The organism is Bacillus sp. SJ-10, assembly GCF_002843505.1.
Lineage (GTDB): Bacteria > Bacillota > Bacilli > Bacillales > Bacillaceae > Bacillus > Bacillus velezensis.
Window position 1 is genome coordinate 3,162,737 of record NZ_CP025258.1, and the last position, 18,292, is coordinate 3,181,028.

Genomic DNA, 18,292 nt, shown 5'->3' on the forward strand with positions numbered 1-18,292 from the left:
TTTACTTTTTATTCAGCTCAACAATAGCTCTACCCGCTACTTCGGCGTCATCAAAGTCGAATGTTTCATTGCCGATCTGCTGATAGGTTTCATGCCCTTTCCCGGCAATCAGAACCACATCTCCCTTTTTCGCGTTGGCAATGGCAAAAAAGATAGCCTGCTCGCGGTTTGCGATACTGTGATAGTAAGTGCCTTCTACCCCTCTTTCCATATCTCTTAATATGGCCAGCGGGTCCTCGCTTCTCGGGTTATCTGAAGTAAAAATCGGTTCGTCGGCAATCCGCACCGCAATTTCCGCCATTTTCGGGCGTTTCGTTTTGTCCCGGTCTCCGCCGCATCCGACGACGACGAAAAGCTTGCCCTCTGTCATGTCTTTACATGTATTCAGAACGTTTTCCAGACTGTCAGGCGTGTGCGCGTAATCGACGATCACAGGAAACGGCTGATTATGATTCACCAGTTCAAACCGGCCTCTGACACCTTGCAGCTCTTCAAGAGCGCTTGTGATCGTATCAAACGGCAGACCCGCTGCGATCGCTGTCGCCGCTGCAGCCAGTACGTTATACACGTTGAAGCGGCCGACGAGTGAAACCGTGATCTGCTTTGTTCCTTTTGGCGTAACGAGTTCAAAGCTTGTGCCTTGCGCAGAGATCTCGATTTGTTTCGCCATGACATCGGCATCGTTCTCGATTCCGTATGTAAGGATGTGCGCCGCCGTCACTTTTTCAAAATAAGCACTGGCTTTGTCATCTGCGTTTAAAACGGCCCGCTTCGGCTTTTCGTGGTTAAAGGAGCCGCCCAGCTGGGAAAACAGGAGGCTTTTAGCCTGTCTGTAGTCTTCCATCGTCTTGTGATAGTCTAAATGGTCCTGCGTCAGGTTCGTGAATACGGCGATATCATAATCGCAGCCGTGAACCCTGCCGAGTGACAGAGCGTGAGAAGACACTTCCATAATAGCTGTGTCAACATGCTCATCATTCATTTTCTTGAACGTTTTTTGCAGTGTGACGCTTTCGGGCGTTGTATTTTTGACCGGGAATGTCTCATCCCCGATTTTAATGTACATCGTTCCGATTAAACCGGTCTGCCTTCCCGCTTTTTTGAAAATCTCATCAACCATGTGCGTCGTTGATGTTTTGCCGTTTGTGCCGGTGATGCCGATAAGCTGAAGCTGCTTTGTCGGCTGCCCGTAAAACGCGTCAGAAAGAACGCTGAGCGCCCGCTGTGACCGGCGGACGATAATGACAGGAACATCGACGTCAAGCTCTTTCTCGGCAACGATGGCCGCTGCGCCGTTTTCTGCGGCTTTTTGGGCGAAATCATGTCCGTCTACCGTATACCCTTTTATACATACAAAAAGACTCCCTTTTCTCACTTCCCTGGAGTCCATCTCAATTGAAGTTATGTCAGGGTCATGAAAGTCATTTTGAACAGGTTCGGCCATTAAATATGTAAGCAGCTTTGTAAGTTTCATTGTATCAAACCTCTCAGAAATTCTATTCATTCTTTTATCATGATAACCGTTTATAAAAGTCAGAATGGCTTTTAAACATACAGTTCATATTTTAGCGTAAATAAAAGGATACATCCAGTTAATCTTAAAAGTTATCTTCTTTTTTTCTCTTTATGATAAGAGGCAGCCGAAAACAATCGGCTGCCTCAAAAAGACTCATTCTTCACTCAAGTAAACACGGATCTTTGAGCCTTCTTTTACTTTCGTTCCGGCTGCAGGTGATTGTTTCACAATTTTGCTTCCTTTTCCTGAGGAGTCTATATTCAAATTGACAAGCAGCGACTCAAGATCAGAGACAGACATCCCTACAACATTCGGAACCTCTATTGTTTTTGTGTCGTTCCATTGATATTTTTTCTCGATTTGATTTTTTCGCGGTTTGACGCCGAGCTCAGGCAGACTGTCTCTCATCATATTTCCGACAATCGGCGCGGCGACGGTTCCCCCGAATTGAATCGTACCTTTCGGATTATCAACCGCGACATATACGACAAGGCTCGGGTCATCAGCCGGCGCAAAACCGATAAAGGAGACGATATGGTTGTTTTCGAGATATTTGCCGTCTTTAACCTTTTGTGCGGTACCTGTTTTTCCGCCGACGCGATATCCTTCCACAAAGGCATTCCGCCCCGTTCCCTGAGCGACGACGCTTTCTAAAGCATATCTGATCTGCTTTGACGTTTCCTGGGAAATAACTTGCCTTTTCGCAATCGGCGATTGTTTCTTAACGGTTTTTTTCGTAACGGGATCAACCCACTCTTTGGCGATAAACGGAGTATAAAGCGTTCCGCCGTTTATTGCCGCGGAAACGGCTGCCACCTGCTGAATCGGCGTGACGGAAACCCCTTGTCCGAAAGCGGTTGTCGCCTGTTCGACCGGTCCGACTCTGTCAAGCGGGAATAAGATCCCCGTTCCTTCCCCTTGCAGATCAATGCCTGTTTTCTTTCCAAAGCCGAAGTCCTTAATATATTGAAACAGCTTTTGTTTTCCGAGCCGTTCCCCCAGCTGTACAAACCCGGGGTTGCAGGAATTTTGAACGACTTCAAGATAAGATTGCGAACCGTGGCCGCCCTTTTTCCAGCATCGGAGGCGGGCGCCGTCGACCTCGGCAAATCCTTTGTCATAAAAGTGGTCTCTTTGCAAGTTTACTTTTTGCTCTTGGAGAGCCGCCGCAAGCGTAATAATCTTAAAGGTCGAACCCGGTTCATATGTGCTCCATACCGGCAGGTTCCGGTTGTAAACGGACGGATCCACCGATTGATAGTCAGCCGGATCAAAATCAGGACGGCTTGACATGCCGAGCACTTCCCCGTTTTTCGGATTCATTGCGACCGCAATCATTCCGTCCGGGTTATATTTCGCCGCTGCATTGTCGAGCTCCCTTTCTATAATCGTCTGAACCTTGGCATCAATCGTCAATTTCATATCAAGTCCGTCTTTCGGAGGGTTGTAATCATCCGCTTCATCAGGCATTTTCTTCCCCTTGGCATCCGTATAAAATTTCACAGATCCCTTTACACCTTTTAAGTCATCATCATAATAAGCCTCCAATCCGAGAAGGCCCTGGTTATCAATACCGGCAAAACCGAGAACATGGGACAAAAAGCTTCCGTACGGATAATGGCGGATGCTGTCTTCAGCCACATAAACCCCCTTTAAGTCGAGCGCTTTGATTTCTTTCGCTTTTTTATTGGAAATTTTCCGCCCCTCGGGTGAGATTTTTTCTATGGAGGTTTTCTTAGTAATGTGTTTGTAGACCTTCTCTTCCGACATATTTAAAACTGACGCGAGAAGCTTGCCCGTTTTTATGGGATTTTGGATCTGGCGCGGTACGACAAAGACGGTCGGCGCGCTTTTATTAGTAGCCAGCTTCACGCCGTTTCGGTCAAGAATCTCTCCCCGCTCAGGCTCAAACGGCAAATTCCGGCTCCAGGAATCCTTAGCCAGTGAAGTCAGCTTTTCTCCCATCACAAATTGGACATAGCCTAATCTGCTGTCAATGATCAAAAAAATGATTACGCCAAAAAGCAAAACCAGTAATAAACGTTTTCGAACCGTTACATTTGAAACGCGCAAGGGACCGTCCACTCCTTATTTAGGCTTGTTTCAATTTATGCCTCAGCTTGGACACATAGAACGGCGGCGTATAAAAAAGAAGCCCGCGGGCATCCGCGGACTTCTCTGTCCCGTTAATCAGGATTTTTAAATTTCACCTTGATCACGGTATTTTCTTTCAGTTCTTTGCCTTTTTTCACACTTTGGCTTGAAGCGTAACCTTCACCGCTCACATCAATGTGAATACCTGATACTTTGCTGAATTGAAGCACTTCCCGTCTCGACCATCCGGACATATCCGGCATCGTCATCTTTCCGTCTGTTTTTAAGAAGATTTTCTGATTGGTGATCACATCTTCTCCAGCTGTCGGATACTGCTCTTTTACGGCAACATCGCTGCCAATGACAATCGGTGTGAGATGTTCATTTTTCGCTTCCTTCTCAGCGCTCGTGACCGTCTTATCTGTCAGGTCAGGCATCTTTTGGCTTTTCGTTTCTTCCTGACCGGAATCTGTTTTTTCCGTCGGTTCAATATTCAGGTAGTGGAGGCTGTTTTTCATCGTCGGGTTAAAGATTTCCGCGACAGGATCAGTGCTGCTTTGGCCCGCTTTTAATTGCGGCTGCTGCACGGCTACATAGATGACGAGCTTAGGATCATTTTTCGGCGCCATGCCCATGAATGAAAACACATAGTTGCTCGTTCCCTTTAAATATCCGCCCGTCCCGGCGATTTGCGCGGTTCCCGTTTTACCCGCGACGTCAAATCCTTCAATTTTATAAGGTTTTCCCGTTCCGATGTCTGACGTCACGACTTCTCCGAGCAGGTTCCGGACTTTTTTCGCCGTATCGGCTGAAATCGGCGTGCCTACTTGCTCTGGTTTTGTCTGCTTGACGACTTTTTTCGTATCGGGGTCGACAATATGATCAATGACGTAAGGTTTCATCATTTTGCCGTTATTGGCAATCGCCGTGACGGCCTGAAGCTGCTGGATCGGCGTTATCGCCGATGCTTGGCCGTAAGCCGTAGACGCTTTGTCAAAATCATATTTGTAGTTAATTTTACTTGATACTTCACCGGGCAGATCAATCCCTGTTTTTTGATAGAGCCCGAATTTGTGCAGGTACTCATTAAACCGGTCAAACCCCAGTTTTTCGTTGGCCAGTTTGGCGAAAGCAACATTGGATGACCTCATGAGGCCGTCACGGAAGCTTGTCATACCCCAACCGGCGCCTTCGTTCCAATCTTTAACAGGTTTGCCTCCCACTTTATATGTTCCTGATTTATATTTCTCGTTTGCAGAAAACACATTTTCCTGAATCGCCGCGGCAAGCGTAAAGATCTTCATCGTTGAACCCGGTTCATACGCGTACGACACTAAGTCGTTGTAATAATTGGTGACGTTTCTGATATTCGGGTCGAAACTCGGACGCTGCCCCATCGCAAGCACTTTGCCTGTTTTCGGTTCTACGACAGCCGCCATAATTTTTTTCGGTTTATATTTTTCCGCTACTTTCGTCATGCTGTCTTCTAAAAAGGTTTGAATTTTCTGATCAATGGTTAAATATACATTGTCACCGTTTTTAGGTGCGGTGATTTTTTCTTTGCTGTTCGGAAGTTTCCAGCCGGATTTATCACTTTCGTAAGTGACGGATCCGTCGCGTTCCGTCAGATAGTTATTCAGTATTTTTTCAAGCCCTAAAGAGCCTTGTATCTCGTTTGTTTTTTCATTCACATCGGCATAGCCGAGAACATTTGACAAAAATATGCCGTTCGGATAGTAGCGCTTCGTATCTCTTAAGAAAGAAATACCCGGAAGATTCATTTTTTCGATCTTTTGTTTTTTCGCATAAGAGATATCGCGGCCGGCTGAACCGAATTCCACCTGCTTCGCGCCATCCCTGTTTAAGATGTCCAGAATCTTGCTTTTATCAAGATTGATAACGGTCGCCAGTTTTTCCGCCGTTTTCTCTTTGTCTTTGACATGCTGAGGATGCTTCTTGTCGGTCGTCATCTTTTTATCAAGCACTGCAATGAGCTTATATGTCGCCGTGTCCTCTGCAAGCACTTTGCCGTTCCGGTCAAGAATAGAGCCGCGGCTCGCTTCTATCGTCCGCTTTTTTTCGTGCTGCTCGGTCGCTTTTGTTGCAAGTTCTACACCGTTTGCTTTACCGGTTAATTGAATGTACGCCATTCTCCCGAGAATGACAAAGAAAAAGAGAGCGAAACAAATACTGAGTATCGCTGCTCCTCTGTTCATAAACTTATTTTTTTTCGGCATGGGTTATCATTCCTGTATGTTTTTCACTTTTTTATCTTTCAGATTCAAACCGTGCTTTTTGGCGATATCCATCAGGCGCTGCGGCTGGCTTAAGTCAGCAGCCGTCTTTTCGAGATCACCGATCTGCTTATTCTTCTCAGATACTTTCTCCTCCAGTTTTTGCACCTCAATATTGGATTGGTACGCCGCGTATGCCTTTGATACGATAAACATTGATGTGGAGAGAACGGCAATGGCAAACAGGACGAGCAGCACCTTTTCCCCGAGTGTAATGGAAGCCCTTTTTTTGACAATCACCTTTTTTTCGGGACTTATCACTGGCCGTTGTTGTTTTTCCTGCTGGTAAGCTAAGTTGCTCATAGGCTGATGACCTCCTTTAATGTTGTCATTTGCTGCCCGTTATTTTCGTTTCTCCGCAATGCGGAGCTTCGCTGACCGGGCGCGGTTATTTTCTTCAAGCTCCTCTTTTGATGCCGTAATGGGCTTTCTCGTAATCAGTTTTAATTCCGGTTCAAATTCTTCCGGTATCACGGGAAGACCCGGAGGCAGTTCGGGAAGTGATGATTTTTCCTTGAATGTCGTCTTGCACATTCTGTCTTCCAGCGAGTGAAAAGTGATCACAGACACCCTTCCGCCCGGCTTCAGCACCTCTATCGCTTGCAAGAGGGCCTCTTCAAATACTTGAAGCTCGTCGTTTACGGCGATTCGAATGGCTTGGAATACACGTTTGGCCGGATGACCTCCGCTTCTTCTCGCCGGAGCAGGTATCGCGTCCTTTATTAGATCGACCAGTTGGCCGGTTGTTTGAATAGGCGATTTTTCTCTAGCCTCTTCAATTTTTCGGGCGATCTGCTTGCTGAATTTTTCTTCTCCGTATTTAAAGAAAATCCTCACAAGGTCCTCATACCGCCATTCATTTACGACTTCTTTCGCCGTAAGGGCGGCCGACTGGTCCATCCTCATGTCCAGCGGTGCGTCATGATGATAGCTGAATCCCCGTTCCGGTGTATCAAGCTGCGGAGAGGATACTCCTAAATCAAATAAAATTCCGTCGACACTCGTAATGCCGTGTTCATGTAAACACTCTTTTAAATAACGAAAGTTGCTTTTCACCAGAATAAGCTGTCCTTTGTATTCGGACAATGTTTTCTTTGCGTTTTCAAGTGCTGTGTCATCTTGGTCAAAGGCGATCAAGCGTCCTTTTTCCGATAATTGCTGCAATAAATATGTACTGTGCCCGGCGCCGCCAAGGGTGCAGTCCACATAGGTTCCGTCCGGTTTGATATTTAAACCGTCGACGGTTTCACGAAGAAGTACTGTCTTATGCTGAAACATTTGTGTCGGTCCCACCTTTATCAGGAATGAATTGAATTGTCAGTTGTTGTTGTGATGCACGAAGATCCATTATATATCAAATCCAATCATGTTTTCAGCAATTTCAGCGAATGAATCTTCTTGCTCTTCTGTGTATTGTTCCCATATTACCTTACTCCACAATTCAATTCGATTGGAAACCCCGATGACAACACATTCTTTTTCCAGTTTTGCGTAATTCAGAAGAGATGACGCAATATTAACCCTTCCCTGCTTGTCCAGTTCGCATTCGGTCGCACCGGAAAAAAAGAATCGGGTAAATGCGCGGGCGTCTTTTTTGGTGAGCGGCAGAGCCTTCAGCTTTTCTTCAATCAGCTTCCATTCATTCATCGGATAGCCGAAAAGGCATTGGTCCAGTCCTCTGGTCAGCACAAACTGCTCACCGAGGCCTTCTCTGAATTTTGCGGGTACGATCATGCGGCCCTTTGCATCAACAGTATGCCGGTATTCACCCATAAACATGATAAGGACCCCCACTTTCTCCCCTAAACTCACCACTATCCGCCACTTCTCTCCACAACCTCATTTTACACTGTTTACACATAAAAAAAAACCCTGAACTATTCAGGGTTCTTTAAAACTTTATTTCAAAGTTTGACAATCTGATGTTGGTTTTGAAAAGAAAATGGCAGATGTTTGAAGGTTGTGAAGAATTTTGGACCGTAGCGGTTCAGATAATACATCACATTCCAAATCCGTTCCTGCGGAGCGCCGAGCGGTCTGATGCTGTTTTGGATTCTTTCATAGTCACGCAGCACAAAGCCTTCTTTTTCTTCAATTCTTTTCGTTACCGTCCGTTCTAAAAACAAGAGCTGATCTTGAATGAAAGCGGCATTCTTCTGTAAGAGCGGCTCAAGGCTTGAATCGACCTTCAGCGCTTCGTCCCTTGCGCTTTTATGGACAGCTTCAATCTGCGACTTCGCCTGCTCCATTACAGAAGAAAACTCTTCCGGAATCTGCTCTTCAAAATAAGTGTCTTTCAGGTGTCCGGTGCCGTGTTCGATCGCTTCCTGAAGCGGGATATTCCGTTCTGAAAGCTTCTTTTCAATATGGCGCTCAAGAATCGTAATGTTCAGTCTCGGCACTACCGGCGTCATGCGAAAGCCCATTAATGAGAAAGCCTGCTTCAGCTCACCCCAATAATTGATCTCCCCCGGTCCCGCGATAAACGCCAGAGTCGGGATGAGAAACTCCTGCATAAGCGGCCTTGTCACAACGTTATTGCTGAAACATTCCGGTTTTTCTTCCATATGGGTATGAAGCTCGTCGTTCGTCCACTTCAGGTCAAGCTCCTTAATGACAAAAACGCCGTTTTCTTTTTCAATTAAGAAACGCTCTCCCTCGTGTTCGTAAAACAGATTGGCCTGATCTTTGTCCGATTCAATAATCGGGTGATAACCGGCTTCCCGCATAAGACGCTGCTGGTCTGAAACGGCTTTGGCAAGCTCATGATTGTGTTTTAAAATCTGCTGAAACATACCCGTTTCCAGCTTTTTAATCCCCGGATCTCCCGAGTTCATCAGAATAAGGCCTTCTTCTTGAAACAAGTCGGCGATCAACAGCTCAAAAAAGTCGGTGAATGTCTCTGATGAGCGTAAACATCGCTTCACGTTTTGAAGGAGTGTGTTTGTGTGATCCGTTTCCTCAAAAGCAGCGAACACTTCATCAATCCAAGCCGCGCATTTTTCCTGATCAAGCTCGGTTTTAGCCGCCGATGTTTTTTTCCAGTACGACTGCGGCAGTTTCTGTTTCACCGGACCTTTATTCTCTGTTGACGTATGCACAAAATTGATTTCTTCCAGATCGTGATCTTCACCCGCCACCCAGAAAATCGGAACGACAGGAATCTGTAACGCCTCTTCCTGCTGTCTGGCAAGTACGATAATGGAGATAATTTTATGTATGGTGTAAAGAGGCCCCGTTAAAAGACCGGCCTGCTGGCCGCCTACTACCGCTGCGCTTTTTGGATCTCTCAGTTTTTCGATGGAGGCCTGCATGGCGGCGGAGTGAAATTTTTCGTGATAGGAGGATAAATAATCCGCTAATTCCTCTCTGGCAAACGGCCGCGAAGACAAGTCATGGAGCCGCTTTTGCCATACGTCCTCTGAATGAATATCATAATCAAAAAATGAAGACATGTTTTCTCCATCTATATAGTGCTGCACAAACTTATTTTGACTTTTGATGGAAAGTTCAGTTAGCTGCATCTGTCTGGAACTTCCTTTCTCCAATAAATAGTTAGGTTTCCGAAATGAGTATAGCATGTTACCGGAAAACCTCAAAAGACTTTGTTTCAGTTTCTTTCTAACGCTTTTATGCTGCGGTGTAAAAACGTGAGATGAACGGCCGGCAATCCGCGGCTTTCCGCTTCTTTTACAAGGTAGCCGATAATCGCATCAACCTCTGTCCGCCTGCCTGCCATGATATCGACGAGCATGGAAGAATGATTTTTTTCCGTCAGTCTGCACACTTCGCAAACCTTGTTCCACGCTTTTTCTCTATCGGCGAGGCCAAGAATTGTCTCCGCTTCTTCAAATACGTTTCTCATATACTTTTTGTAAGCGTCATTTCTTAACAGCTCTCCGTTTTTCACGCGCAGCAATGCAGTTAACGGGTTGATGCATACATTTATGATCAGTTTTCCCGTTAACAGCCGATACCAGTCGTTTTCATCATATACGGGAAAATCCCGATGCATGCCGGAAAAGATGCTTTTGATCGTTTCCGGCCGGGATGCGCTGAATACACTCCATCTTACGGCTCCCGCTCCCGTATGTTCAACGGCATGATCTGATATCTTTTTTGCTCCGTGCTCAACAGTGCCGACATAAAGCGAATGATCTGTTTGCCAATCTTTCATGTCGTGTATGTGTCCCATGCCGTTTTGCAAAAACAGCACATTCGTCTCTTTTATCGTCTCAAGATCCCGCAGCACAGCACTGAGCTGGTGCTGTTTAACGGCTGCGATTAAGAGGTCGAATCCGGAAGTGATGCCCGTTTGCGCTCTGCATGCCGCCGTACATTCTATTCCGTCTTTCACAAGCCGTATACCGCCTGAGTTAATCGCATCAGCCTGCTCCGTCCGCCGCGTAATGACCGTTACCTGATGGCGGGACGATAAGTAGTAAGCACATAAAAGGCCTACCGCTCCGCCGCCGATAATTCCGATTTTCACACTGTCACACCCTATATCTGCATTTTTCCATATTATCATAGCAGAAGCCGCCGCAAATTACTTCAATTTCGTTTTGAGCAAAAAGACTGGCAAGCATATTATAGTTGGAATTTTCAATTAAAGCGTTTACAATAATGGTAGAACACAACAAAGGGGGAGTTTGTGTTGAAAATAGAGCGACTGCTCATCAACTTTAAGACACTCGAAGAATTTAAAAGGTTTAAGGAATACGGGATGCAGGAGCTGTCGATGCTTGAAGATCTTCAGGATAATATCATTGAAAATGACAGCACCTCGCCTTTTTACGGGATTTACTTCGGGGATAAACTAGTGGCGAGAATGAGTTTATATCAGGTAAACGGAGGTGCGAATCCGTATTTTGATCAGCGTCAGGACTTTTTGGAACTTTGGAAGCTTGAGGTTCTTCCGGGCTATCAAAATAACGGATACGGAAAAGCGCTTGTTGATTTTGCAAAATCCTTCAGAATGCCGATCAGGACAAATTCACGCATGAAATCAGCAGATTTCTGGGATAAGATGAATTTTGAGCCCGTTAAATATGATATGGCGCGTGATAAAGGAGAAAATCCTTATATCTGGCATCCCGATATGGACGGTGAAATGACATCCGGAGAAACGGCATAATAAAAAACCGGCGGGGCGCCGCCCCCAGGCCGGTTCATTTTACAGGCTCTGCGCCGATTTTCTGTCGTCTTCTTTTGAATTGACCATCCTTCTCGCTCTGTCCATAATGTCAATTAGCGCTTTATAATCTTCTTCCGTCATCTCCAGCTTGTTTCTCAAGCTTTCATTTTCCTCACGCAGATCCTCGACTTCTTTTTGCAGCGCGGTCAGCTGTTCTGTGAGTTTTTCTTTTTCATGACGCACATCCGCTGCGGCCGGCGACTCTTTAAATTGCTGCAGAAACAAAATGACATCATCAATGGACAGCTCTTTTTCTCCTTCCGCCCTGCGGATCGGAGGCTGTTTGACGGTTCCCGGCATATTGGCGGAATGCACCCCGATCTGCTTTCTTAATTCCTTCCGCTGTTTTTTCGCCAGTTCTATCCCTGACTGATATTGTTTTCTGACATAAGAATTCCATCTGAACCCGCAGGCGGCAGCCGTTCTCGTCAGCGCTCTGCCGACTTCTTCAAAAGCGGAAAGCTGGGTCCCGCCTTCCCGAATATGCCTGAGCACCACTTCGGCCAGCAGCAAATCTTCATCTTGCGTCCACGCGTCTTGTCTCGTTATCGTCAATCGTATCTCCCTCCATATTTGCTCATTTACCTCATACATATGCCGCTGATAGATTAGATAGACTACTGGGGCTCACAATTTTTTCGGCGGAAGCAGGCCGGAGGGGCAAAAAAAAAAGAAAAGCGCAGGAACCGAGATTCCCGCGCTTTTCTTCATACATTAATTGCTTTTAACATTTATGTCTTTGCCGTTGTATGATCCGCATGCTTTACATACACGGTGAGACAATTTCATCTCTCCGCATGACGGGCATTCTGTCATACCAGGTACATTTAGTTTGAAATGTGTACGGCGCAATCTTTTTTTCATTTTAGAAGTTCTTCTAAAAGGTACAGCCATTATTCCCACCTCCTTAAAGAGTTAAGATTCATCATCTTGTGTTAAGAGCTTTTTCAGATCTGCAAGTCTGGGGTCGATTTGATTTTTCTTGTCTTCCTCAGAAATCACTTGCCAATCCTTCCCCACTTGGGGAGCGGCTCCTTCTTTTTGTTCAGTTTCACAAAAGACTTGCATAGGAATTTCTAAAAGAATCTCTTCTTTTACGATCGGAGTTAAGTCGACGGTATCGTCTTCAGCAATATGAACGTCCTCATCTTCTATATCATCCGACTTATGAAATCTAAACAGTTCTTTTGTCGCGATTGTAAATGGATACGGCACATCAACTAAAGTTCTTGAGCACGGCAAAACCATTTCGCCTGAAATCGTAAAGTCAAACGAAACTTGCTTGGATTCAATCTCCGCGCGGCCCTTCACCCGGACGGGAGAAATGCGGCGGATGTCAGAATTCAATTTTGTCAGCTCATTTAACTCAACTGTTTCATCAAATTCAAAGCTCTTTTTCGCCATTTGATGAAGCTGATAAATCGTCCATTTCATTTGTATCACCTCAGGAAAGCAACAAACATGATTATAGCTTTTCAGAATGTTTTTGTCAATATTTTTTCTTTACAGCATAATGCCGCCGTCATGCAATCGTTGACAGCCGGATAGGCTATGCATACACTAAACGAAACGGACTAAAATATGCACTTCATTTGCAAATGTACCACACGAAGCAAAACATAGCAAGAAAGGCGGGACAAATATGAAAGCAGTCGGCCTGGTTGTTGAATATAATCCCTTTCATAACGGACACCGCTATCATGCGGAACAAGCAAAAATCAAAACGGACAGCAGCGTCGCGGCGGCGGTGATGAGCGGCCCTTTTTTGCAGCGCGGGGAACCGGCCGCCGTCTCAAAGTGGGCCCGGACAAAAATGGCGCTGGAAAACGGCGTGGATATCGTCATTGAGCTCCCTTATATATATGCCGTACAAAAAGCGGAATTATTCGCGCGCGGCAGCGTTTCGCTTCTTCATCATTTAGGATGCAGCAGCTTGTTTTTCGGCAGCGAAAACGGGCGGATCGAACCCTTTATTGAAGCGTCTGAAGCGTTCAGCCGAAAGGAAGATGACTGCAGCCTGATTCTGAAAGAGGAGCTGAAAAAGGGTCTCAGCTATCCGGCCGCCGCCTCAAAAGCTTTTTCACACATATTCAAAGGGCGGGACATGCTCGATTTGTCCAAGCCGAACAATATTCTCGGTTTTCACTACGTTAGAGCGATACACACCTCCGGTTCCGCTATGAAGCCTTATACGACAGCCAGAATCGCTTCCCAATATCATGACGCCGAGCTTCCCGGAGATAACAGCCGGATAGCCAGCGCAACAAGCATCCGGAAAGCGCTGATAGAAAAAGGAACGGCGGCCGCAAGGAGCTTTCTCCCGGAAGCGTCTGCGCGTGAGCTGGAGGCATACAGAAATTCATACGGAATATGGCACAGCACGGAAGACTATTTTTCATATGTAAAATACAGCCTCAGCACTCTTTCCGCTGAAGAATTGAGCCGAATCTATGAAGTGGAAGAAGGCCTTGAGCACAGAATTCTGCGCACCATCAGACAAGCCCGATCCTATCGCGAAATGATGGAACGATTGAAAACAAAACGATACACGTGGACGAGGCTGCAGCGGATGAACACGCACATTCTGACACGGTCGAAAAAAGAAGACATGCATCGGCTCTTGCAGCCTTCAAGCGCTCCTTATATCCGTCTTCTCGGAATGACGAAAAAAGGACAGGCGTACCTGTCGGCAAAGAAAAAAGAGCTTACCGCACCTCTCGTCAGCAAGCTCTCTTCTTTCTCTCATCCCGCTCTGGATCTGGACATACTGGCGGGACGGGTTTACAGCCTGCCGATAAAAGAACCTGAACGCACATTGTTTGAGAAGCAGGAATTTTCACAAGCGCCGATCCGCTATGATGAAGACGAAAAGCGTTTTTTGAATGCGTAAAAAAAGCACCTGACTGTATCAGGTGCTTTTTACTTTCATCTGATCTAAATAGTCAAGTGCGTCCTGCATGGTGTCGACAGGGACGATCTTCATATCGGACTTGATTGCTTTCGCCGTTTTTACCGCATTTTTGTAATCAGAATTTTCAGCTCCGTTTTGATTCGGCGCAAAGAAAATATCTTTTCCCGCTTTGTCTGCGGCGACGACTTTCTGATCGATTCCGCCGATGGGTCCGACTTTGCCGTCCACGTCGATTGTCCCCGTTCCGGCTATATTATAGCCTTTTGTTTCGTCAGGTTTTGTCAGCTGGTTGTAAATTTCTAAAGACATCATGAGACCCGCAGAAGGCCCGCCGATGTTTTCAATGCTGAAATGAAGATCCGGCTTCACTTTCACGTTCCGGTCCGTATATAACGCGACGCCGATTCCCGCTCTTTTCGGGTCGTCCGGGAAGGATTTCAGCACAATGTCAACGGTCTTTTCTTTCGTGTCCCGTTCAATGTGAAACGTTACTTTTTCCCCCGCTTTTTTGCTGCTGATATAATCAATCAGCTTTTCGGCGGAATCATATGTTTTCCCGTCCGCGCTGATGATTTTATCACCGACCTCTATTTTTCCTTTTGCCGGCATGTCAGAGACGACTGAGCTGGCATAAATGCCGTTAAATGAGTATTTCACCTGTTTCCCGGCTTTTTGATAAGCGGCAATGACCGCGTTTTCTTGGGAGCTTTTCATCATTTGCAGCTGGCGCTTCATATAATCCGAGTCCGATTCGCCCTCTTCTTTTATGCTTTCGTCAGGGACGATTTCATCGTAAGGATGCACTTTCGCCCAAAGATATGTATACGGATTGGCGGGGCCTACTTTGACAGTCATCAAGGAAAGGCTTCCTTTTTCAGGATAGCCTCCGTCCACCTTAATCAGCGGTCTCAGCTCTGATGCTTCTCCCGGCTGTGTGATGTAATACGGAAGCTTAATAAATGTAACAGCGATTAATAAGATCAGGATGATAAACACCCAGCGAAAATGTTTTGCTTTCATATGAGTTAGCCCTCCCAGTTCTCTATTTCTTGTTTAATCCGGCCGATCATCCGGTCTGCGGCTTCTTCGCCCGCTGTGATCATATGATCAATGTTGGCAAAAGAACTTGAGCTGAATGATTCAAGAGAAGGGCGGATCATGACGTCTGCGGCAATGGTCTGGTGACGGACCAATTCATTTTGCAGTATATCCATACTTTGCATGATTACATCAAAAATATGTGCCGCCTTTTCCGTTTTTTTCACCCGGGATACGTCAGAGGCGATGACGATATCAGCACCCATATCTTTTACGGCGGAAACCGGGATTCTGTCGACCACCGCGCCGTCGACTAACATACGTCCGTTCATTTTTTGCGGGACGAAAACGCCCGGTATGCTGATGCTCGCTCGGACGGCTTCGGATACTGAACCTTTCGTAAAAACAAGCTTTTCGCCGGTCTGAAGGTCGCAGGCCACAATGCCGAGCGGGATCCGCAGTTCTTCTATCGGCTTGCCGTACGTATAGGCATGAACGAGCTGCCTGATGCGGTCTCCTTTTAAAAAACCAAGCCTCGGCATCGTATAATCCGCGTACAGCCGCCGCTTAAATGCTTTAGCGACTTTTTTCATCGTGGCCACGTCATGCCCGGCCGCATAAAAGCTCCCGACTAATGCTCCCATGCTGCTGCCGGCAATCATATCAATTGGAATCTGATGCTTATGTAAACTGGATAACACTCCGAGATGAGCGATGCCTCTTGCCCCTCCCGAACCTAACGCTAACCCGATTGTAGGTTTGGCCAACGCGACGAACCCCCTAATAGACATCCTATACATGAATTCTATGGTCTAAATTGAACCCCTATGCTCGTATATTAGTACAGGATGACAAATAGGTACTTGCCCGGCCGCCTTTAAGGTCTGTTCTATATTTTATCATGATATAAATGTCAGTGTGCAATTTTAGCATCGGGGAGGTAAGAATGAATTTGTCTAAGTTTCATACATTTTTGATTTCATTGTTTTTCATTTTTTTGACGGCGACGGTTATTTCACACCCTCAGGCCTCATTCGAAGCCTCCAAAACCGGTCTTTCCATGTGGTGGGAGGTAGTTTTTCCTTCATTGCTTCCGTTTTTTATTCTATCTGAGCTTTTAATCGGATTCGGCATTGTCAAGTTTGTCGGCCTTTTACTCGAACCCTTTATGCGTCCCATTTTCAGAGTGCCGGGGGTCGGCGGATTTGTACTGGCTATGGGCATGGCTTCAGGCAATCCGGCCGGCGCGAAGCTGACTGCACGGCTGCGCCAGGATAAACAAATCTCCAGAGTAGAGGCTGAACGCCTCGTCTCTTTTACCAATTCATCCAATCCGTTATTTATATTCGCTGCTGTAGCGGTCGGCTTTTTTCATAACGCGTCTCTCGGCATTCTGCTGGCATCGGCTCACTATCTCGGAAACATCGCCGTCGGCCTGACGATGCGTTCATACGGACGGAAAGAAGAAGCAGCGTATACCGGTAAAAAGTCGATCGCTCTCCCTTCTCTGAAGGAAGCATTTCTGGCCCTCCACAAGGCGCGGCTTTCGGAAAAGCGGCCGCTCGGAAAAATTTTGGGCGACGCCGTCACCTCTTCTGTACAAACCTTGCTGATGGTGGGCGGTTTTATTATATTGTTTTCGGTTTTCAGCCGGTTATTATCAATCGTACAAGTCATGGATGTGCTTTCTGTATTTACAAACGCGCTGCTTTCGCTTTTTCATCTTCCGGCAAATCTGGACATCCCTCTTATCAGCGGGATGTTTGAAATTACACTTGGGAGCAAACTGGTCAGTGAAGCTGATGCCGACTTGCTGCCGAAAGCCATGATTGTGAGTTTTATTCTCGGGTTCAGCGGCCTTTCCGTACAGGCCCAGGTAGCCGGCATTTTATCGGAAACAGATATCCGCTTTAAACCATTTTTCGCGGCGCGTATCCTTCAGGGCATTTATGCCGCACTCTTTATTCTCTTACTGTGGAAGCCGCTTTACCTTGCATTGGACGAACCTTACCAGTCCGTATTCCTCCCTTTCCGCGATCAGGAAGCGGTATCTGCTGCCGTCAGCGGATGGAATACACTTGTTGAAACCGGACCCGCCATCACGCTGACAGCTCTCGCCGTATACGCATTGATTTATTGTTACAGGCTGTCAGCACGGACAAAAAAAGGATGAGACGCCAATCAGCGCTTCTCATCCTTTAAATTTCTGCTTCAGCGCCTGTTCAACTTCCGGAGGAACAAACTCTGAAACAGGCCCGTTATATTTTGCGACTTCTTTTACGATGCTTGAACTTAAAAAAGAATACTGATTGTTCGTCATCATAAAAAAAGTTTCTATTGATTCGTCGAGCACGCGGTTGACGGAAGTCCCCTGCATCTCATATTCGAAGTCAGAAACGGCTCTGAGCCCCCTGATAATCGCCTTCGCCCGCTTTTTTTTCGCATAGTCGATTAACAGTCCCTGTGACGTCTCGACCGTAACATTCGGTATGTCTTTTGTCACTTCTCTTAACAGCTCACATCGTTCCTCAACTGTAAACAGCGGCTGCTTAGAAGAATTATTGAGCACGCATACGTACACCTGCTCAAACACGTTTGCCCCCCGTCTGATAATGTCCAGATGTCCGTAGGTAACGGGATCAAAACTTCCGGGACATACAGCTATACTTGCCACATCATTACCCCCTATTTCGGTATATCGTCACTCCTGTAAGCCCGTAAATTTCCCTTCTTGTTACGGAAAGCGCGCCGACGGCTTCAGGAAGCGCAACGGCTTTATCATGCTCGGCTACGACAAAACCGCCTTCATTCAGCATGTTCTGCTCATCAATCATTTCGATAAGCGCTTTCAGCTTTTGTTCCTTATACGGAGGATCTAAGAAAATTCCGTCAAAACCTTTTTCCCGTTTCGCCGCGGCATAGAGGGCCCGCTCTGCATCATTGCGGTATACTTCCGCTGAAGACAGCAGATCAAGCGCTTTGATATTCGCTTTTACCGTTTGGATGGCTTTGAAATCACGATCCACAAAGATACAGCGGTCAAATCCGCGCGACAGCGCTTCAATCCCGAGACCGCCGCTCCCCGCAAACAAATCCAGCCCCGTTCCTCCGTCAAAATACGGGCCGATCATATTAAAAATAGACTCTTTTACTTTATCCGTCGTCGGCCTTGTTGATGTGCCCGGCACAGCCTTTAAGGCTCGTCCTTTTCTTGAACCGGAAATTACTCTCATTATTCACAC

Annotated in this window: 18 protein-coding genes; 3 read left to right on the forward strand and 15 right to left on the reverse strand. The window is 46.4% G+C overall.

Annotated features, from left to right (window positions below):
• Position 1: 1 nt before the first annotated feature.
• The 8 genes from CXL14_RS15595 to CXL14_RS15630 form a co-directional block, all read right to left on the reverse strand.
• Positions 2 to 1,474 carry a UDP-N-acetylmuramoyl-L-alanyl-D-glutamate--2,6-diaminopimelate ligase gene (locus CXL14_RS15595; protein WP_014417717.1) on the reverse strand — a complete coding sequence of 491 codons (1,473 nt, stop codon included), beginning with the start codon at positions 1,472 to 1,474 and terminating at the stop codon, positions 2 to 4.
• 195 nt (positions 1,475 to 1,669) lie between these two features.
• The gene (locus CXL14_RS15600; RefSeq protein WP_014417716.1) at positions 1,670 to 3,589 is read right to left on the reverse strand and encodes a stage V sporulation protein D; all 1,920 of its coding nucleotides are present in this window, start codon (positions 3,587 to 3,589) and stop codon (positions 1,670 to 1,672) included.
• A gap of 113 nt (positions 3,590 to 3,702) precedes the next feature.
• On the reverse strand, positions 3,703 to 5,847 hold the full coding sequence (pbpB, locus tag CXL14_RS15605; RefSeq protein ID WP_014417715.1) for a penicillin-binding protein 2B: 2,145 nt from the start codon (positions 5,845 to 5,847) through the stop codon (positions 3,703 to 3,705).
• A 6-nt stretch (positions 5,848 to 5,853) separates the two neighbouring features.
• Positions 5,854 to 6,207 (reverse strand): cell division protein FtsL, encoded by a 354-nt coding sequence (gene ftsL / locus CXL14_RS15610; RefSeq protein ID WP_003154442.1) that lies wholly within the window; start codon positions 6,205 to 6,207, stop codon positions 5,854 to 5,856.
• Positions 6,208 to 6,246: 39 nt separating this feature from the next.
• Entirely contained in the window at positions 6,247 to 7,182 is a 936-nt protein-coding gene (gene rsmH / locus CXL14_RS15615) for a 16S rRNA (cytosine(1402)-N(4))-methyltransferase RsmH (protein WP_007409704.1), read from the reverse strand.
• Positions 7,183 to 7,251: 69 nt separating this feature from the next.
• A complete protein-coding gene (mraZ, locus tag CXL14_RS15620) occupies positions 7,252 to 7,683 on the reverse strand; it encodes a division/cell wall cluster transcriptional repressor MraZ (RefSeq protein WP_007409703.1) in 432 nt (143 codons plus the stop codon).
• Positions 7,684 to 7,808: 125 nt separating this feature from the next.
• A complete protein-coding gene (bshC, locus tag CXL14_RS15625) occupies positions 7,809 to 9,428 on the reverse strand; it encodes a bacillithiol biosynthesis cysteine-adding enzyme BshC (RefSeq protein WP_014721143.1) in 1,620 nt (539 codons plus the stop codon).
• 86 nt (positions 9,429 to 9,514) lie between these two features.
• Entirely contained in the window at positions 9,515 to 10,396 is an 882-nt protein-coding gene (locus tag CXL14_RS15630; RefSeq protein WP_014417713.1) for a 2-dehydropantoate 2-reductase, read from the reverse strand.
• A 162-nt stretch (positions 10,397 to 10,558) separates the two neighbouring features.
• On the opposite strand from CXL14_RS15630, the gene CXL14_RS15635 reads away from it, so the two are divergent.
• Complete coding sequence (locus tag CXL14_RS15635; RefSeq protein ID WP_007611262.1) at positions 10,559 to 11,041, forward strand: N-acetyltransferase; 483 nt, start codon at positions 10,559 to 10,561, stop codon at positions 11,039 to 11,041.
• 39 nt (positions 11,042 to 11,080) lie between these two features.
• On the opposite strand, the gene gerR is transcribed toward CXL14_RS15635, so the two are convergent.
• From gerR to CXL14_RS15650, 3 genes are all read right to left on the reverse strand, one after another.
• Positions 11,081 to 11,656 carry a sporulation-specific transcriptional regulator GerR gene (gene gerR, locus CXL14_RS15640; RefSeq protein WP_014417712.1) on the reverse strand — a complete coding sequence of 192 codons (576 nt, stop codon included), beginning with the start codon at positions 11,654 to 11,656 and terminating at the stop codon, positions 11,081 to 11,083.
• A gap of 159 nt (positions 11,657 to 11,815) precedes the next feature.
• A complete protein-coding gene (gene rpmF, locus CXL14_RS15645) occupies positions 11,816 to 11,995 on the reverse strand; it encodes a 50S ribosomal protein L32 (protein ID WP_003154457.1) in 180 nt (59 codons plus the stop codon).
• 21 nt (positions 11,996 to 12,016) lie between these two features.
• On the reverse strand, positions 12,017 to 12,535 hold the full coding sequence (locus tag CXL14_RS15650) for a YceD family protein (protein WP_014417711.1): 519 nt from the start codon (positions 12,533 to 12,535) through the stop codon (positions 12,017 to 12,019).
• Between the two features lie 208 nt (positions 12,536 to 12,743).
• On the opposite strand from CXL14_RS15650, the gene CXL14_RS15655 reads away from it, so the two are divergent.
• Complete coding sequence (locus CXL14_RS15655) at positions 12,744 to 13,991, forward strand: nucleotidyltransferase (RefSeq protein ID WP_014417710.1); 1,248 nt, start codon at positions 12,744 to 12,746, stop codon at positions 13,989 to 13,991.
• 18 nt (positions 13,992 to 14,009) lie between these two features.
• Here CXL14_RS15655 and CXL14_RS15660 read toward each other — a convergent pair whose 3' ends face one another.
• Both CXL14_RS15660 and CXL14_RS15665 read right to left on the reverse strand, forming a co-directional pair.
• On the reverse strand, positions 14,010 to 15,032 hold the full coding sequence (locus CXL14_RS15660) for a SepM family pheromone-processing serine protease (RefSeq protein WP_014417709.1): 1,023 nt from the start codon (positions 15,030 to 15,032) through the stop codon (positions 14,010 to 14,012).
• A 5-nt stretch (positions 15,033 to 15,037) separates the two neighbouring features.
• Entirely contained in the window at positions 15,038 to 15,817 is a 780-nt protein-coding gene (locus tag CXL14_RS15665; RefSeq protein ID WP_014304961.1) for a patatin family protein, read from the reverse strand.
• A 179-nt stretch (positions 15,818 to 15,996) separates the two neighbouring features.
• On the opposite strand from CXL14_RS15665, the gene ylbJ reads away from it, so the two are divergent.
• Positions 15,997 to 17,223 (forward strand): sporulation integral membrane protein YlbJ, encoded by a 1,227-nt coding sequence (ylbJ, locus tag CXL14_RS15670; RefSeq protein ID WP_014417708.1) that lies wholly within the window; start codon positions 15,997 to 15,999, stop codon positions 17,221 to 17,223.
• Between the two features lie 18 nt (positions 17,224 to 17,241).
• Here ylbJ and coaD read toward each other — a convergent pair whose 3' ends face one another.
• Together coaD and rsmD are read right to left on the reverse strand one after the other, a co-directional pair.
• Positions 17,242 to 17,724: a pantetheine-phosphate adenylyltransferase gene (gene coaD, locus CXL14_RS15675; protein ID WP_014417707.1), complete on the reverse strand. Its 483-nt coding sequence runs from the start codon at positions 17,722 to 17,724 to the stop codon at positions 17,242 to 17,244.
• A gap of 4 nt (positions 17,725 to 17,728) precedes the next feature.
• Positions 17,729 to 18,283, reverse strand: a complete 555-nt coding sequence (gene rsmD / locus CXL14_RS15680; RefSeq protein ID WP_014417706.1) for a 16S rRNA (guanine(966)-N(2))-methyltransferase RsmD — start codon at positions 18,281 to 18,283, stop codon at positions 17,729 to 17,731.
• Positions 18,284 to 18,292: the final 9 nt, after the last annotated feature.

Excerpts from the sequence above, each read along its gene's own strand:
- CXL14_RS15595 (WP_014417717.1), bottom strand. The coding sequence starts at position 1,474 with ATGAAACTTACAAAGCTGCTTACATATTTAATGGCCGAACCTGTTCAA.
- pbpB (WP_014417715.1), bottom strand. The coding sequence starts at position 5,847 with ATGCCGAAAAAAAATAAGTTTATGAACAGAGGAGCAGCGATACTCAGT.
- ftsL (WP_003154442.1), bottom strand. The coding sequence starts at position 6,207 with ATGAGCAACTTAGCTTACCAGCAGGAAAAACAACAACGGCCAGTGATA.
- rsmH (WP_007409704.1), bottom strand. The coding sequence starts at position 7,182 with ATGTTTCAGCATAAGACAGTACTTCTTCGTGAAACCGTCGACGGTTTA.
- mraZ (WP_007409703.1), bottom strand. The coding sequence starts at position 7,683 with ATGTTTATGGGTGAATACCGGCATACTGTTGATGCAAAGGGCCGCATG.
- bshC (WP_014721143.1), bottom strand. The coding sequence starts at position 9,428 with ATGCAGCTAACTGAACTTTCCATCAAAAGTCAAAATAAGTTTGTGCAG.
- rpmF (WP_003154457.1), bottom strand. The coding sequence starts at position 11,995 with ATGGCTGTACCTTTTAGAAGAACTTCTAAAATGAAAAAAAGATTGCGC.
- CXL14_RS15650 (WP_014417711.1), bottom strand. The coding sequence starts at position 12,535 with ATGAAATGGACGATTTATCAGCTTCATCAAATGGCGAAAAAGAGCTTT.
- CXL14_RS15655 (WP_014417710.1), top strand. The coding sequence starts at position 12,744 with ATGAAAGCAGTCGGCCTGGTTGTTGAATATAATCCCTTTCATAACGGA.
- CXL14_RS15660 (WP_014417709.1), bottom strand. The coding sequence starts at position 15,032 with ATGAAAGCAAAACATTTTCGCTGGGTGTTTATCATCCTGATCTTATTA.
- ylbJ (WP_014417708.1), top strand. The coding sequence starts at position 15,997 with ATGAATTTGTCTAAGTTTCATACATTTTTGATTTCATTGTTTTTCATT.
- rsmD (WP_014417706.1), bottom strand. The coding sequence starts at position 18,283 with ATGAGAGTAATTTCCGGTTCAAGAAAAGGACGAGCCTTAAAGGCTGTG.